The 15,154-nt window shown below is 62.3% G+C and carries 11 protein-coding genes; 5 read left to right on the top strand and 6 right to left on the bottom strand.

What is annotated here, in order from left to right:
- Positions 1-138: 138 nt before the first annotated feature.
- The gene (locus BM317_RS29035) at positions 139-2,019 is read right to left on the bottom strand and encodes a methyl-accepting chemotaxis protein (RefSeq protein ID WP_092477144.1); all 1,881 of its coding nucleotides are present in this window, start codon (positions 2,017-2,019) and stop codon (positions 139-141) included.
- A 254-nt stretch (positions 2,020-2,273) separates the two neighbouring features.
- On the opposite strand from BM317_RS29035, the gene BM317_RS29030 reads away from it, so the two are divergent.
- From BM317_RS29030 to BM317_RS29020, 3 genes are all read left to right on the top strand, one after another.
- Positions 2,274-2,774, top strand: coding sequence for a sigma-70 family RNA polymerase sigma factor (locus BM317_RS29030; protein WP_092176834.1), 501 nt, complete (start codon positions 2,274-2,276; stop codon positions 2,772-2,774).
- Positions 2,764-3,765: a FecR domain-containing protein gene (locus tag BM317_RS29025; protein ID WP_092477142.1), complete on the top strand. Its 1,002-nt coding sequence runs from the start codon at positions 2,764-2,766 to the stop codon at positions 3,763-3,765. The genes BM317_RS29030 and BM317_RS29025 overlap by 11 nt, the downstream gene beginning before the upstream one ends.
- Before the next feature lie 86 nt (positions 3,766-3,851).
- A complete protein-coding gene (locus BM317_RS29020; RefSeq protein WP_092477140.1) occupies positions 3,852-6,356 on the top strand; it encodes a TonB-dependent siderophore receptor in 2,505 nt (834 codons plus the stop codon).
- Between the two features lie 197 nt (positions 6,357-6,553).
- Here the strand turns inward: BM317_RS29020 and BM317_RS29015 are convergent, their stop codons facing one another.
- A complete protein-coding gene (locus BM317_RS29015; protein WP_092477138.1) occupies positions 6,554-7,627 on the bottom strand; it encodes a fatty acid desaturase in 1,074 nt (357 codons plus the stop codon).
- A gap of 100 nt (positions 7,628-7,727) precedes the next feature.
- On the opposite strand from BM317_RS29015, the gene BM317_RS29010 reads away from it, so the two are divergent.
- Positions 7,728-8,732, top strand: a complete 1,005-nt coding sequence (locus tag BM317_RS29010) for an AraC family transcriptional regulator (RefSeq protein WP_092176823.1) — start codon at positions 7,728-7,730, stop codon at positions 8,730-8,732.
- Between the two features lie 65 nt (positions 8,733-8,797).
- Here BM317_RS29010 and BM317_RS29005 read toward each other — a convergent pair whose 3' ends face one another.
- Positions 8,798-9,484: a Crp/Fnr family transcriptional regulator gene (locus BM317_RS29005; protein ID WP_092477136.1), complete on the bottom strand. Its 687-nt coding sequence runs from the start codon at positions 9,482-9,484 to the stop codon at positions 8,798-8,800.
- Positions 9,485-9,571: 87 nt separating this feature from the next.
- Between BM317_RS29005 and BM317_RS29000 the strand changes: the two genes are divergently transcribed.
- Complete coding sequence (locus BM317_RS29000) at positions 9,572-10,096, top strand: Mpo1 family 2-hydroxy fatty acid dioxygenase (protein WP_092477134.1); 525 nt, start codon at positions 9,572-9,574, stop codon at positions 10,094-10,096.
- Between the two features lie 158 nt (positions 10,097-10,254).
- Here BM317_RS29000 and BM317_RS28995 read toward each other — a convergent pair whose 3' ends face one another.
- The 3 genes from BM317_RS28995 to BM317_RS28985 are packed head-to-tail and all read right to left on the bottom strand — an operon-like array spanning position 10,255 to position 14,340.
- Positions 10,255-12,477: a GMC oxidoreductase gene (locus BM317_RS28995; RefSeq protein ID WP_092176814.1), complete on the bottom strand. Its 2,223-nt coding sequence runs from the start codon at positions 12,475-12,477 to the stop codon at positions 10,255-10,257.
- On the bottom strand, positions 12,474-12,983 hold the full coding sequence (locus tag BM317_RS28990) for a sorbitol dehydrogenase (RefSeq protein WP_092477132.1): 510 nt from the start codon (positions 12,981-12,983) through the stop codon (positions 12,474-12,476). Before BM317_RS28990 ends, BM317_RS28995 begins: the two co-directional genes overlap by 4 nt.
- A complete protein-coding gene (locus BM317_RS28985; protein WP_092477130.1) occupies positions 12,973-14,340 on the bottom strand; it encodes a cytochrome C in 1,368 nt (455 codons plus the stop codon). The genes BM317_RS28990 and BM317_RS28985 overlap by 11 nt, the downstream gene beginning before the upstream one ends.
- Between the last annotated feature and the right edge of the window lie 814 nt (positions 14,341-15,154).

Here is a 15,154-nt window from a genome sequence, read left to right as displayed (position 1 = left end):
GCATCCCGTGACGCTCTGCGTCACCTTCCAGAAGCGGAACGCGGAGCGTCCCTGGCGGCATTCCCACGCAGGAGCGTGGGAACGATCGAACCGCCGGTCCCTTGCTCGCGAAGGCGGTGGCTCGGCTTTCGACTGGGGTCAGATCTTGAAGCTGTCCACCAGTTGCTTCAGTCGATTGGCTTGTTGGGACAAGGCATCGCAATCCTTCAGGGTTTCATTGAGGTTGGCCACGCTTTGCTGGTTCAGCAGATTGATGTGGCTGACGTCCATGTTGAGGGTTTCGACCACGGCGGTCTGTTCTTCGGTCGCGGCGGCCACCGACTGGTTCATGCCGTCGATCTCACCAATGCGCTGCGTCACGCTGACCAACCGCAAGCCGGCCTGGTTGGCCACTTCCACGCTTTCTTCGCTGGAGGTCTGGCTGGCATTCATCGTGGTGACCGCTTCACGGGAGCCGACTTGCAGCGAGGTGATCATCTTGTGGATTTCTTCCGCCGACTCCTGGGTACGGTGCGCCAGGTTGCGCACTTCATCGGCCACCACCGCAAAACCGCGTCCGGCTTCACCGGCACGGGCCGCTTCGATGGCAGCGTTCAGGGCCAGCAGGTTGGTTTGCTGGGAGATGCCCTTGATCACGTCCAGGATGTGCCCGATGTTGTCGGTGCTGGCGTTCAGGGTTTCGATCTGGGTGCACGAGAGGCTGATCTTCTGCGACAGCTCGGTCATGGCCTGGATGGTTTTTTCCACCACCTGGCGACCGTCATCGGCCTGTTCGCTGGCACCGCTGGCATGCTGCGAGGCATCGGCGGCATTGCGCGCGATTTCCTGGGTCGCGGCGCCCAACTGGTTGATGGCCGCGGCCACGCTGTTGGTGCGGGCACTCTGCTCATCCGAGCCGACGAGCGAAGCGTTGGACGAGGTCATCACCCGCTGCGACAGGTCATGCACCTGACGGGTAGCGGAAGACACTTCCGAGATCGACGCATGAATCCGCTCCACGAACTGGTTGAACGAACCACCCAGCACCGCGAACTCATCCTTGCCCTGTACCACCAGGCGTCGGGTCAGATCGCCTTCGCCCTGGGCAATGTCCTGCATGGCGCGACCCATGGTGGTCAACGGGCGCATCAATACCTGGATCAGCATGCTCAGCAGCAACGCAATGGCCGCCACGGCGACGAACATCGCAATCAACGCCGACGTACGGAACTGGCTCAACGGCGCATAGGCCTTGGCCTTGTCGATCGACAGGCCGATGTACCACTCGGCATTCGGCAGACCCGCCACCGGGGTGAACGAAAGAATGCGGTCCTTGCCATTCAACTCGACCTCCTGGATACCCTTGCCAATGCGCACCGGGGTGCCGGGGTAGATGTCCTTGAGGTTCTTCATCACTTGGTCTTTATCCGGGCTGACGATCACCTGACCGTCGCCGCTCACCAGGAACGCATGGCCGATACCACCGAAGTCCACGGAGTTGATGATTTTCACCAGGGTTTCCAGGCTCAAGTCGCCGCCCACCACGCCGAGCAGTTCGCCGTTGTGCTTCACCGGCAGGGCAACGGTCACCACCAGGCCACCCACCGCCGCCAGATACGGCGGAGTCAGCATGGTTTTATCGGCGATCACCGCCTGTTTGTACCAAGGGCGCTGACGCGGGTCGTAGCCGTCAGGCATTTTCGCGTCAGGCCGTTGGGTGAAGACACCGTTGGCCTGGCCCACATAAGTGAACTGGAAGTTCGACGTCAGCGCCGGCTGGTCGACCAGCCCCGGCAGATCGGCAGTAGCCCCCTGATGCGCGATGTTTTGCGCCAGGTTTTCCAACACCAGTATCCGGCCACTCATCCAGTTCTGGATGCTGCTGGCCGTCAGGTCGCCGGATTGCTCGATGGACGATTCAAGGCTGCGGCCAATGGTGTTGCGCTGCAAATAATCGTTGTAGAGCGTGAACAGGGCAAAAGCCAGAACCACCACACCAGAGGCGGCGAGAAGGATTTTGTGGCTGAACTTTAGATTCATCGATGGGGCTTCTTATGCAAGGAGTGGGGGTGCATTCCAGATTGCAACGTTCCATATATAACAGCGCGGGCGGTTGTCACTTCGCTCCACTTTGGTGCACGCATATCAGTCTGTCGGCAAGCCTGTACAAATAATTAGGGATTCGAAGAAATAGGCGACGGGAGGACAAGGCGGGCGAACGGTGGTTGCAAATTCGCCGGGCGATGATGACAATGCGACCTATTATCATTTGTAACATCCAGGCCGTCGCGTCCATGTCATCTCCCGAGTTTGCAGTACAGGCGCTCTACAGCCGGCATCACGGCTGGCTCAATACGTGGCTGCGCACCCGGCTGGGCAATGCCGCCGACGCAGCGGACCTGGCCCAGGACACCTTCGTGCGCCTGTTGCAGCGTAGCGAACGCCTGGAGCTTAGGACCCCCCGCGCCTTTTTGCGAACCATCGCCCAAGGTCTGGTGATCGACCATTGGCGGCGAGCCGAAATCGAACGCGCCTACCTGGAAACCATCGCTCACCTGCCGCCAGCCCAAACCCCTGGTGCGGAGGCCCAGGCCTTGATCCTGGAACTGCTCGAAGCCATTGCCAGGATGCTCGAAGGCCTCAAGCCGAAAGTGCGCAGGGCCTTTCTGTTGGCCCAGTGCGAGGGCCTGACGTACAAGCAGATCGCCGAACAGATGGGCATCTCGCTGCGCTCGGTGGAGCGCTACGTCGCCGATGCGCTGTACCACTGTTATGTGTTGCGCTATGAAAGCTGAGCCGGCGGACCATTTGCAGAGCCGCCGCAACGGCCCGTCGCAACAGGTGGTCAGGCAGGCGATCAACTGGCTGCTGCGCCTGCGCAATCACACCGCTCACCCGACCCTGCGCCAACAGTGCGACACCTGGCGCGCCGCCCACCCTGAACACGAACTGGCCTGGCAACGGGTGCAATCGCTGCACAGCGAATTGACCTCGAACCTGCGGGCGGTGCCCGGTGCCCATGTCGCCCTGGACACCCTGGAAAACAGTGCCCAGCGCCTCAGTCGTCGCCAGGCCCTGAAGTTGCTGTCGGGCATCGCCGTGGTGAGCGGTGCGGCATGGCTGGGCAAGGACCTGGGCTGGCAAGCGTGGAATGCCGATTTCGCCACCGCCACCGGTGAACGCCGAGGTTTCCAGTTGCCGGACGGCACGCGGCTCGAGCTCAATACCCACAGCGCCGCCGACCTGGACTTCAGCGCCCGGCAGCGCCTGATTACCCTGGCCCACGGCGAAATCATGGTCACCTGTGGCCGCGACCCGGGGCGGCCGCTGCTGGTAAAAAGCCGGCATGGCCTGTTCGAAGGGCTGGAGGGGCGCTTCGTCGTGCGCCAGGACAGCGACTGCACGCGCTTGAGCGTCACCAGCGGACACGTCGTCATCCGTTCGCACCCCAACAGCGATGGCACGCCCATCCAGGTCGAGGCCGGGCAAAGCTATCTGATCACTGCATCGACAGCGGCCCTGGCACCACCGCTGGCCATGGACGCAGGCGCCTGGGCCGACGGCTTGATCGTCACGCGCAACATGCGCCTGGAAGACTTTCTCAATGAAGTAGGACGCTACCGCCCGGGCTATCTGCACTGCGCGGCGTCGATCGCCGACCTGCGCCTGTCGGGGGTGTTCCGCTTGGAGGACACCGACAAATTGCTGGCCGTCCTGCCCCGCACGCTCCCGGTACAGCTGCGCTATCGAACCCGTTGGTGGATCACGGTGGAACGCCTGGCTTGAATTTTTTTTGGCGGGTTTCAGACCGGCGTCCGGCTAGGACAGTAAGCACCCCTTATCTGCCTTCAGCGACTCCTACGGAACCTACAATGACTGAGCGCGTACCTCTCAAGAACCCCTTCGGCTTTTCTTCGCAACCGCGCCTGTTGCGCCATGCGATTCACGCCGCGCTGTTCTCCACGGCGCTGGGAGTCAGCATTGTGCCGATGCTCGCGGTGGCCGCACAAAACGGCGTCACCGCCAGCCGTCAGAGCTACAACATTGCCCCCGGCCCATTGAGCGATGCGCTGAACCAGTTCGCCCGCCAGGCCGGGATCACCCTGGCAAGCACCCCGGCGCAAACCGGCGGCGTCCAGTCCCCGGGGCTCAAGGGCGAGTATTCGCCCGACCAGGCCCTGAGCCAGTTGCTCAGCGGCTCAGGACTGGTTGCCGTCAGCCAGGATGGCAGCAGCTACGTGCTGCAAACCGAGACCGCTGGCAGCACACTGGAATTGCCGACCACCGACATCAAGGGCTTCGCCCTGGGTAACGCCTTGGGCAGCATGGAAGGCTACAACGCCACACATAGCCAGGTCGCCACCAAGACCAGTACCGCCCTGCGGGAAACCTCCCAGAGCGTGTCGGTGGTCACCCGCGAACAAATGGACGACCAGGGCGCCCAAACCGTGTCCCAGGCCATGCGCTACACCCCCGGCGTGCTGACCAACCCCTACGGCGCCACCCACCGCTACGACTATGTGGCGATGCGCGGCTTCAACGACGGCTCGGTGGATAACATCTACCTCGACGGCCTCAAGTCCATGGGCGACAGCGGCACCTACAGCTCCATGCAGGTCGATCCGTACTTCCTCGAGCGGGTCGACATTCTCAAGGGCCCGTCCTCGGTGCTCTACGGCCGCAGTTCGCCGGGCGGCCTGGTGGCGCTGACCAGCAAGAAGCCGCTGTACGAGGCCTATCACCAGATCCAGGCCACGGTCGGCACCCAAGGCCAACGCGGCATGGGCTTCGACTTCAGCGGCCCGGTGGATGACGAAAAACGTATCACCTATCGCCTGATCGGCCTGGCGGACAGCTCCGACACCCAGTTCGACCACAACAAGGAAAAACGCTTCGCCCTCGCACCCACGGTGAACATCGACTTCAGCGAGGACACCTCGCTGACCCTGCAAGCCTACCTGCAGCATGACCCCGACGGCGGCTACCACGGTGGCATGCCGGCCGACGGCACCTTGCATCAGCGCAACGGTCGACGGATTTCCGAGCACTTCTTCGAAGGCGAACCCGGCATCGACCGCTATGAGCGTGACCAGCAGTCGTTCGGCTACCAATTCGAACACCGTTTCAACGATGTCTTCACCGCCCGGCAGAACTTCCGTTACCTGGATTCCGAGGTCAAGAACGATCAGGTCTATGCCTATGACTGGACCACGCCCACCAGCAACGAGCTGAACCGCTACTACACCGGTGCCGAAGAAAAGCTCCATTCGTTCATCGTCGACAACATGCTGCAGGCTGAATTCTTCACTGGCGCGACCAAGCACACCGTACTGATGGGCGCCGACTACCAGCGCCGCAAGACCGTGGTCGACTGGACCAGCGGCAGCCTGGCGCCGATCAACGCCTTCGACCCGGTCTACGGCAACTCGGCCATCAGCTACTTCAGCCCCACCAGCTACCTGCGGCGCCTGGAGCAGACCGGCGTCTACCTGCAAGACCTGATCGAAATGGACAAGTGGCGCTTCTCCCTCGGCCTGCGCCAGGACTGGGTGCAAACCTCGGATGAGAACCGCATCGCTGAGTTCGGCCGTCCGGAAGGCACCGAGATCAACGACAAACGCACCAAGCTCACTGGCCGTGCCGGGGCGCTGTACCTGTTCGACAATGGCCTGGCGCCGTACATCAGCTACTCCGAGTCGTTCAACCCCAACTCCTATGCCGACAGCGCCGGCAACCCGCTACCGCCGACCGATGGCAAGCAGTGGGAACTGGGGTTGAAGTACCAGCCACCGGGCACCGATGACCTGTACACGGCCTCGCTGTTTCGCATCGACCAGGAAAACCTGGCGACCAAGCTGCCCCAGGACAACTTCTACCGCGCCATCGGTGCCGTGCGCTCCCAGGGCCTGGAGCTGGAAGCGCACCTGCAGTTGACCGAACAATTCAAAGTGCTGGGCAGCTACACCTTCACCGACATCGAATACTCGAAATCGATGGTCAGCACCCTCAGCACGCCCACCGACATCATCGAAAACAAGGGCAACTCACCGACCCAGGCGCCGCGCCACATGGCCTCGGCCTGGGCGGACTACACGTTCGACAGCGGCACCCTCGATGGCCTGCGCCTGGGCGGCGGCGTGCGCTATGTCGGCTATAGCTGGGCCGATGCGGAGAACACCATGAAGGTGCCGTCCTACACGTTGTTCGATGCCTCGGTGGGGTATGACCTGGGCAAGGTCGGCTTGAAGGGCGTGGACGTACGCCTGAACGCGAACAACCTGACGAACGAAAGCTACGTCGCCTCGTGCGCGAGCCTGAGCTATTGCTACATGGGCGAAGAGCGCAATGTGGCGGCGACGGTGAGTTACCAGTTCTAAGCGCCACAGGCTTGATCGTTCCCACGCTCCGCGTGGGAATGCATCCCGTGACGCTCTGCGTCACCTTGCAGAAGCGGAACGCGGAGCGTCCCTGGCGGCGTTCCCACGCGGGAGCGTGGGAACGATCGATCCGCGCTAGCCGGCCCACCACTTTCCCTCGCCACAGATTCTGCTTCTGCTCTTTGGACGGGTTAGCTTCAAACCCGAACCGTATCCCCTTCCTCCCGCACCATAGCTTCCTGGCGCACAAACCGATTCGCCCGCCCGAACGTGCCGAAGTCATTGAACCGCACGCCCATCTCCCGCATCACCTTGTGAGCCACCGGCACCGTCAGTTGGCGAATGTAGAACGGTTCCTTCACCACGAAATGATGAATGCCATGGCTGCTGCCGAAATTGAAGCAGAACGCCTGCAACGGCCACAACCACCAGGGATTGAGCACCTGGGTTTTCTGGATGACGTTGCCCGCCTCGATGTCGCCGTAGTAGTGCATGTTCGAACTGATGAAATGCAGGCAAAAGGTGCGCAGTACATTCGGCCCGATGATCACCACCGCCGCAATATCGATCACCTGCATCGTCGCCAGCGTGGTGGCCGACCAGTCAATTGAAGTCCCCAGCAGACTGGCGACACCGTTGGCCCCGTGGAAACCGAGGAACACATACCAGGCGCCCCAGTGCAGCAACGCCAGCGGGAAATAAACCTTCAGCGTGCGCTTGAGGATGCTGCGCTTGTGCACCCAGGTCTTGGCCCGCAGCAGGCGGATGAAGGCCGACATCACGTTGTCACCCACCATCAGCAACCGCGCCAGCCCCCAGGGTTCGCCGTTAGTGATCGCCCGTTCCTCCATGTCGGCCTCGCTGCCGGATACCTTGTGATGGTTGAGGTGCAGGTGGCGGCGGATCCACGGGTTGATCGTGCTCGGCCGCGCCAGCCACACCAGGCCCATCATCAGGTTGTGGGGCAGGCGCTGCTTGCGGAAATACATGCTGTGGATCAGGTCGTGTTCCAGCTCGTGGGTCAGGGACGCGAAAAACCCGTTGAGCAACAGGCATGCCCACCCGGCCAGGTGACCGTTGATGTAGAGCAGCGCCGAACCGATCATCCCAGCCAGGGCCAGCGCCAGGATGCCCGCGCCCAACGCATCCTGGTGGCGCAGGATCGGATAACGCTGGCGCAACTCCTCGCCCCGGGCCAAGACCACCTGGCGAACATGGGCCGCTCGTTGTTGTGCATTCAATCGCTCGGGGCTTGCGCAAGTGCCGTGCATGGCTTACATCCTCTGTTAGAGATGTGCTCATCCTGCCGGGCGTTGTCCCATGGGGTGGTAGCCGTAAACGCCAACCTGTTGACCGCAAGCGCCAATCGTCATGACTGAACCGACCTCCCTCGCCAGCTGGACCCGCGCCCTGCGCAAGCAGCTCGATGCATTGGGCCTGGACAGCCATGCCCTGTGCGTCGAGGCGGGTCTCGACCCGCAATGGATGGACGACCCGAACGCCCGTTACCCACTCTCGGGCACCACGCGCCTGTGGGCCTTGGCCGTGCAGGCCAGCGGTGACCCGGCCATCGGCCTGCGGGTGTCGCGCTTCGTCAGCCCCACCACGTTTCACGCACTGGGTTATGCCCTGGTGGCCAGCGGCAGCCTGCGAGAAGTGTTCGAGCGGATCGTGCGCTATCACCCGGTAGTCAGCGATGCACTGACCCTGCAACTGAGCCGCGGCGAAGACCGCTACCGCTTCAATCTCGATGTGCCCCAGGACAGTCCGTCACCGGCCTTTGAAGCCATCGATGCGTTCGCAGCGATTTACGTGCGCACCTGTCGCAACCGTCTCGGCCGTGATTACGCACCACTGGCGGTGTACCTGCGCCGCCCGGAACCGGCAGACCCCAGCCCATGGCACAAGGTGTTTCGCTCGCCGGTGCATTTCGGCGCCGCCCAGGATTGCCTGGAGTTCAACCTCAGCGACTTCGACAGCCACCTGGACGACGCCAACCCCGAACTGGCCGAGCACAATGAAACGGTGCTCGAACGCACCCTCGCTCAGCTCAAGCCTCTGACCTGGGAACGCAAGGTACGCGCGGCCATCGAGGCCCAACTGCCCGAGGGCGAGCCCAGCGCCGAACGCATCGCCCAGGCCATGCACCTGAGCCTGCGCAGCCTGCAACGGCATCTGGCTGACGAAGGCTGCCGCTTCGACGCACTGCTCAACGAATGCCGGGAAAACCTCGCACTGCTGCACCTGCGCGATCCCCAATGTTCGCTGAGCGAAGTCAGCTACCTGCTGGGCTTTGCCGATTCCAGCAGCTTCAGCCGCGCCTTCAAGCGCTGGACCGGGATGACGCCGGGGCAGTTTCGGGATGGGTTGCGCTAGGGATTTGCGTTGGCTGGGCTGGCCCTATCGCGAGCAAGCTCGCTCCCACAGGGTCCAAGGCAGGTTCAGATTGTGGTCAACGCCCGCAATCGCTCGATGTCGAGGATTTCGATCTCGCCATAGCCCAAGTGGAGAATGCCCTGGGCTTGCAGGTCCTTGAGGATCTGGTTGGTGGTCTGGCGGGACAGCGAGAGCATCAGCGCCAGTTGCTCCTGGGGCAGCTGCAAGACCCGGCGCGGCGGTTCGATTTCGCCGTAGCCTTCGGCGATCATCAGCAGGCGGTGGGCCACACGGGCCGGGGCGGGCATCAGGCTCAGGTGTTCGAGGTTGATGAAGGTCAGGCGCAGTTTATGACTCATCAACAATGCCAGATGCCGCCAGTAGATCGGTTGCGCTTGCAGGAAGGCCAGCAACAGCGCCTGGGGCACGTGCAGCAGCGTACATTGACCCACCACGACCGCATCATGGGTCCGTGGCTGGCCATCGAACAGGCAGATTTCACCGAACCAGTGAGGTGCCTCCACCACGCTCAGCAACGCCTCCTTGCCCTGTTCGTTCACCGCACCGACGCGCACCGCCCCTTCCAGCACGGCATACAGCCCACAGGGTGGATCGCCGCGCTGGAACAGCCGATGCCCCGCTGGCAGACGGCGCACTCGCGCCATGCCCAGCAGACTATTCTGTAACTCATCAGGCAGATGGCTGTACCAGTGACCGGCCATCAGGTGTGAGTGCCAGGGATGCGAATTCATGGAAACTCCGGGACAAGTGTCGGCTAACTGACAGAGCGCCTCGTGGTACCCGGGCATCATGCAGGCATCACCTCAGAAGGAACAACAATGAAAAGCCTCGTCGATCATCTCAGTCAATACGCTGCTTATCACCGAGACCCGCGCAACATCGCCAGTCATTTCATCGGGATTCCGCTTATTTTCGTCGCCGTCGCCGTGCTGCTGTCACGACCTGGTTGGCCGCTGGGCGCGATCCTGATGTCTCCGGCATTACTGGTGGCCGTGGCCAGTGCTGGGTTCTATCTACGCCTGGAAGTGCGCTTGGGTATGCTGATGACAGTGCTGTTGGGCCTGGCGGTATGGCTGGGTCAGACACTGGCCGCACAAAGCACGGCGGTGTGGTTGAGCAGTGGCCTGGGGATGTTCGTGGTGGGCTGGGTGATCCAGTTCGTCGGCCACTATTACGAAGGCCGCAAGCCAGCCTTTGTCGACGACCTCTCCGGGCTGATTGTCGGGCCGTTGTTCGTGGTGGTGGAAGCGGGCTTCCTGCTGGGGCTTCGCGGCGAACTGAAGCGGGCCATCGAAGAGCGTGTCGGGCCGGTGGCGTTGCGCAACCAGCGTTCGGCGGCGTGAAAAAACCATGCCCCTCTGTGGAAGCGAGTCTGTGGGAGCAGGGCTTGCCCGCGAAGGCATCGCCTCGGTCTATCAGCTACACCGAGGTGTTTGCATCGCGGGCAAGCCTTGCTCCCACAAGCTCGCTCCCACAGGAGTCAGGCCTTACCGCTCAAGCGTTACAGGGCACCGAACTCGACCCGGATGGTCAGCGCGCCGGTGTTATCTTTCAAACCAGACCCGTGCTGCCCGGTCAGGTCATCGTTGATGCACAGTTGCAGCTCCCCTTGCTGATTGCCCGGAACCTGCGCCAGATCCCCCACCAGGAACGGCTTCCCACCGTTGCCCACGCGACCGATCAAGGCGCCTTCGGCGGCACCGGGCAAGGCATAGCTGCTGTAGTCGATGTGCCTCGAACCGCCATTTCCATCGACATTGCCACCCTGCGGACTGGCACACCATAGCCCACTGACGTAGCGAACCAAGCGCGGAACCAACCCGTTGACCTGCACGCCAGTGCCCTGCCAGGCGATGTTGGATTGGACTTGCATCGTCACCGCCTTCAGGTCGTTGGCCACAGTGTCCCCGGCCTGGAACGACAACGCTGCGATCGTCAGGCTCGGGTTCGAAGTGCCGGTGCTGGGGAACACCCCATCGCCCACCAGGAACAGGTTCTTGTGGTCCCAGCTGCGCTGGTCCTTGTCCACCACCGACTTGGTCGGATCATCCCCCATGCGGTAGGTGCCCATCAGGTGCCCGGCGCCCTGGAAGGTGTAATCCTCTTCTTTGTACCTGAATTTCCCTTGGCCAATGGGTGCTGTCAGCTCCACGGCGCCGAGCAGGTTCTGGATGATGTGGCTCGCCAATATCTTCGCCTGCCTGAAACCTTCCTTGGTGTAATCGGACAGGTCGTAGTGGATTTCCGGTCGAAGAATGCCGAGCCCGTCCGTGAGCTTGTCCGTCGAGGGCACGATGTAGCTCTTGGCCTTGTCGGGCTCCTTCTCCACCTGCTCCACCAAAAAGCCGATCCGAAACTGGCGGATGAACAGGTCGTTGAGCCGTTGAATCAGGGCCGTGCCGTAAAGCGCTTCAGTGGGCGGCGGCGGGTTCTCTTTCGATGGCAACGGGTTGGTGCAGCTTTTGTTCTTGCCATCGATAAAATCGGCCACGGTGACGTAAGGGTCACCCACCGGCCAGTTCCAGCCCTCGTTGCCGATTTCGATGCGCCACGCCGCTCGCTGGCTGCGGAAGTCGCCGTCACGCAGGCTCTCGATGCCCGCCGTGGACACCGGCCCCCGATACGGAAACACCGTCTTGCCTTCCGGCATCAGCCCCCACGCCAGGTAAATCGGATGGTCGGACAGGCTGCGTCCGACCTGGCCGCTGCTATTGGCCACGCCATCGGGCCAGGCCGGGGTCTTGGAGTTGAGCAGCAATTTAGGGGTCTCGATGGCATGAGCCGCGATCACATAACGCTGCCCGATGGCCACGCCGGTGCCCGTCTTCGGTCCCTCGCCAAGCTGGTATTGAATGAATTCGACACCATTGATGTGCTTGTCCGGGCCCACGGTCACTTTGCTGGCCACGGTCCGGTACATGACCCGGACCTTGCCGGTGGCCAGGGCCTTGTTCAGGGTCACGGTGGCGTCGTACTTGGCCTGGATCGGGCAGATCGGCGTGCAGTTGGTATTGCCGGCGCACACCCGGCGCCCGGCGTAGGGCTGGGAGTTGCGCCCGGCCGGGGTCGGACTGACCACCAGCGGCAACCCGTCGAAGCTCTTGCCGGTCACGGCCGCGACAAAACTGCCATCGACCAACGACAACGGAATGCTGTGCATTGGGAATGAATAGCCCTCGGGAAAGGTCATGCCCAGGTAAGCCTGGTCGGCGACATTGGCCGACACCCCGATTTCCGCCTCCGCCCGGCAATAGGCGCTTTGCAGGTCGTCGTAGCCGATCGGCCAATCCACCCCGACGCCGTACTTGCTCCTCAGACGGAAATCGTTCGGCAGCATGCGCAGGCAGGTCCCGACCCAGTGCCAGGTCGTGCCACCGCCCACCCGTTCATAAGTGCTGTTGAAGGGCAGCGGGCCCTTCTGCACCAGGTAGCTGGTTTTCGGTTTGTCCCAGCCAAGGATCAGGTCGGCGATGGTCGCTCGAGGCGCATTTTCCTTGCTCGGGTCACGCGGCGAATCCAGGGTCGACACTGGCGGATAGGGCGACTCCGGGGTCTTCAGGGTAGCGGTGTAGAAACGCTCCAGGTATTGCGCACGGTTGGCCGGGACCTCCGGACCCGATTCGAGCACCAGCACATCCACGCCAGCCATGCCCAACTGATAAGCGATGATGCTGCCGGCCAGCCCCGCGCCAACGATGATCACCTCGGCTTGCTCGGTACTCATGACGAGGCTCCCTGTGTGTCGGCAGGCACGCCGGTGTAGTCCTCAAGGCTCGGTGGCGTGGTGTTCCAATAGCCGAAAAACATCTCGCTGTAGCCCATGGGATGGGCCTGGGCGATTTTCCAGGCCCAGCTCTGGATGTAGGCCTGGTCGGACACCACCGTCGAGTCGGTCGATTTGTAGCTGCCAGTGGCATAGGGCTGATACCAGACCCCCAGCAACCACAATTTCATGATCGAACGCGCAGCTTGGGCCGCTTGCGTGACAGCCGGCCGCGATCCATCCATCAGCACCGCTTTGGCGATCTGGTCGGGGGGCACATTGTCCGCTGCCATCGTGGCGTATTGAGTCAGCAACGTATTGAGCACCTCAGGGGTGATACGCGGGGTGATGAACGCGAGAAAGATCGGTGGCAAACCCACCTGGTCGATCGGCGGTGCCAGCCGATCCGTGGGAATGCCGGTCAGGGCCGATGACAGGCCTATAAAGTTGTCCAGATCACTGCTCATGGTTGACTCCTTGTTCGCCAGTGGACTGTGCGCGTTCGAGCAAATAGGTGAAATCCGCGAAGCTGGTACGCGGCGACTCGGTGACATGGGTGGCCGCATTGCCGTGGCAAGCCATGCAACTGGAAGACGCCTGGGGCACGGTGCCCTGGATATAGGTTTCCAGCGTGGCGTTGGCCAGGAACAACGGCGCGGGGCTGCCCAGCGGGTTGGCGGCCGATACCTGGCAGTTCTTGGGCGGGTCTGACGGCCACTGGGTACTGATCAGTTGATAGTTCGCCCAGACACTCTGCTTGTTCACCGTACGCAACAGCGTTTGATAGGTGGTATTGAGGTTTTTGGTGGCTTCGGTCAGCGGCACTTCCCGCACGATCTGCGAGGGTGTCGCCTTGACTGCCGGGTTCCACGGCCGTGGCGGCGGCTGGTTGATGTCGCTTTTGCTGGCCGCGTTGTAGAACAGATAAGGCCCCGTGCGCTGGGCCACAGGCGTGGTTTTTTCCGGCACGTTTTTCACATGCTCGAAGGTTGACCAGACCCATTGCGCCGCGCTGGTAGTCTTATGGACCATATGCAATCCCACCAACCCGACCGGCTCGGACACGCATGACTCCGCAACGATCGGCCCATGGCTCGGGTCGTTGTTGCCCGGCGTGTAGACCAGTGCATCGACGGTATGGAAATCCTGGCGGTTGTCGTTGGGGCCCAGCACTTTCCACGATGCCTTCACCATCACCGCACCGACCTGTTTGGTCTGGGTGGAACCACAGCTGAACGCCACGGTGTTGTTCGGATTGGCGGCGAAGAATTTCTGCTGGCCTTCGATGCTGTACAGGCCGTTGTCGACGATGCCGTCGAACATCGATTGGTTGACCACGATTTCGTTGCGCGTGTAGGTACCGTTCTGGTCCACCAACGGGCCGCTCTCGAAGGGCTGGATAAACTCATCCAGCACATCGGGCACCTTGCCCATCTGCTGCAACAGGCGACCGGGCTTGAGCGACTTGCACGCGTCAGGGAGCGTCGCCGATGCGTTCCAGGGCAGCGGCGTCTGGCCCTTGGCGCGGAAAATCTGGTAGCTCTCTTTCCAGCTCTCCCACACGGTGGCGCCATCCTGCTTGCCGATGGGCGTGCCGGTATTCGGATCACCGTTATCCAGCGCCGGCCAGTTCAGGGCAATGAAGGTCTGCCACGACAGCTCATCGAAATCGGCTTGCAGGCTGACCAGTGAAACGGGGTGGGTCACCGTGACATCGAAGGGTATCTGGGGGGACAACGCAGGGGCGGCGCTGGCGGCCGGAGCCAGCAACACGCCTAACAATGCACAGCCAAGCGGGCCATGCCGACTGACTTCCACTCTCATGTTTTCTCTCCTTGGCATCAGGGCACCAGGAGAGATAACACCGGTCCGTCATGGACTCTCACTTGCCTCCTGGCCTGTCAGAGTCTAGGTAGGGTTTGGGCGGGGAAAAGGCGTTGGTGTAGAACCAATCGAAGCAAGGTTGGGTGGAGTTATTCAGATTCTGATCGGGGGCAGTGAGGACGCCATCGCGAGCAAGCTCGATCCCATGGATTGGCTTGAAGCTGATCAAAAGCGGAACGCGGAGCGTCCCTGGCGGCATTCCCACGCAGGAGCGGGGGAACGATCGAACCGCCAATCCCCTGTGGAAGCGGGCTCGCTCGCGAAGGCGTCAGCCCAACTGGCGTGAAGCTGATCGTCCCTGGCGGCATTCCCACGCAAGAGCGTGGGAACGATCGAACCGCCAATCCCCTGTGGAAGCGGGCCTGCTCGCGAAGGCGTCAGCCCAACTGGCGTAAAGCTGATCGTCCCCACGCTCTGCGTGGGGATGCATCCCGTGACGCTCTGCGTCACCTTCCAGAAGCGGAACGCGGAGCATCCCTGGCGGCGTTCCCACGCAGGAGCCTGGGAACGATCGAACCGCCAATCCCCTGTGGAAGCGGACTTGCTCGCTAAAGCGTCAGCCCAACTGGCGTGAAGCTGATCGTCCCCACGCTCTGCGTGGGGATGCATCCCGTGACGCTCTGCGTCACCTTTCAGAAGCGGAACGCGGAGCGTCCCTGGCGGCATTCCCACGCAGGTGCGTGGGAACGATCGAACCGCCAATCCTCTGTGGAAGCGGACTTGCTCGCTAAAGCGTCAGCCCAACTGGCGTGAA

Origin of the sequence: Pseudomonas sp. NFACC24-1 (assembly GCF_900115235.1) — a bacterium.
Lineage (GTDB): Bacteria > Pseudomonadota > Gammaproteobacteria > Pseudomonadales > Pseudomonadaceae > Aquipseudomonas > Aquipseudomonas fluorescens_AA.
This window is presented reverse-complemented; position numbering and strand designations above follow the sequence as displayed.

Coding starts and splice junctions, on each gene's coding strand:
- BM317_RS29010 (WP_092176823.1), top strand. CDS start 7,728: ATGACTGAACCGACCTCCCTCGCCAGCTGGACCCGCGCCCTGCGCAAG.
- BM317_RS29000 (WP_092477134.1), top strand. CDS start 9,572: ATGAAAAGCCTCGTCGATCATCTCAGTCAATACGCTGCTTATCACCGA.
- BM317_RS28990 (WP_092477132.1), bottom strand. CDS start 12,983: ATGAGCAGTGATCTGGACAACTTTATAGGCCTGTCATCGGCCCTGACC.
- BM317_RS29030 (WP_092176834.1), top strand. CDS start 2,274: ATGTCATCTCCCGAGTTTGCAGTACAGGCGCTCTACAGCCGGCATCAC.
- BM317_RS29015 (WP_092477138.1), bottom strand. CDS start 7,627: ATGCACGGCACTTGCGCAAGCCCCGAGCGATTGAATGCACAACAACGA.
- BM317_RS28985 (WP_092477130.1), bottom strand. CDS start 14,340: ATGAGAGTGGAAGTCAGTCGGCATGGCCCGCTTGGCTGTGCATTGTTA.
- BM317_RS29025 (WP_092477142.1), top strand. CDS start 2,764: ATGAAAGCTGAGCCGGCGGACCATTTGCAGAGCCGCCGCAACGGCCCG.
- BM317_RS29005 (WP_092477136.1), bottom strand. CDS start 9,484: ATGAATTCGCATCCCTGGCACTCACACCTGATGGCCGGTCACTGGTAC.
- BM317_RS29020 (WP_092477140.1), top strand. CDS start 3,852: ATGACTGAGCGCGTACCTCTCAAGAACCCCTTCGGCTTTTCTTCGCAA.
- BM317_RS28995 (WP_092176814.1), bottom strand. CDS start 12,477: ATGAGTACCGAGCAAGCCGAGGTGATCATCGTTGGCGCGGGGCTGGCC.
- BM317_RS29035 (WP_092477144.1), bottom strand. CDS start 2,019: ATGAATCTAAAGTTCAGCCACAAAATCCTTCTCGCCGCCTCTGGTGTG.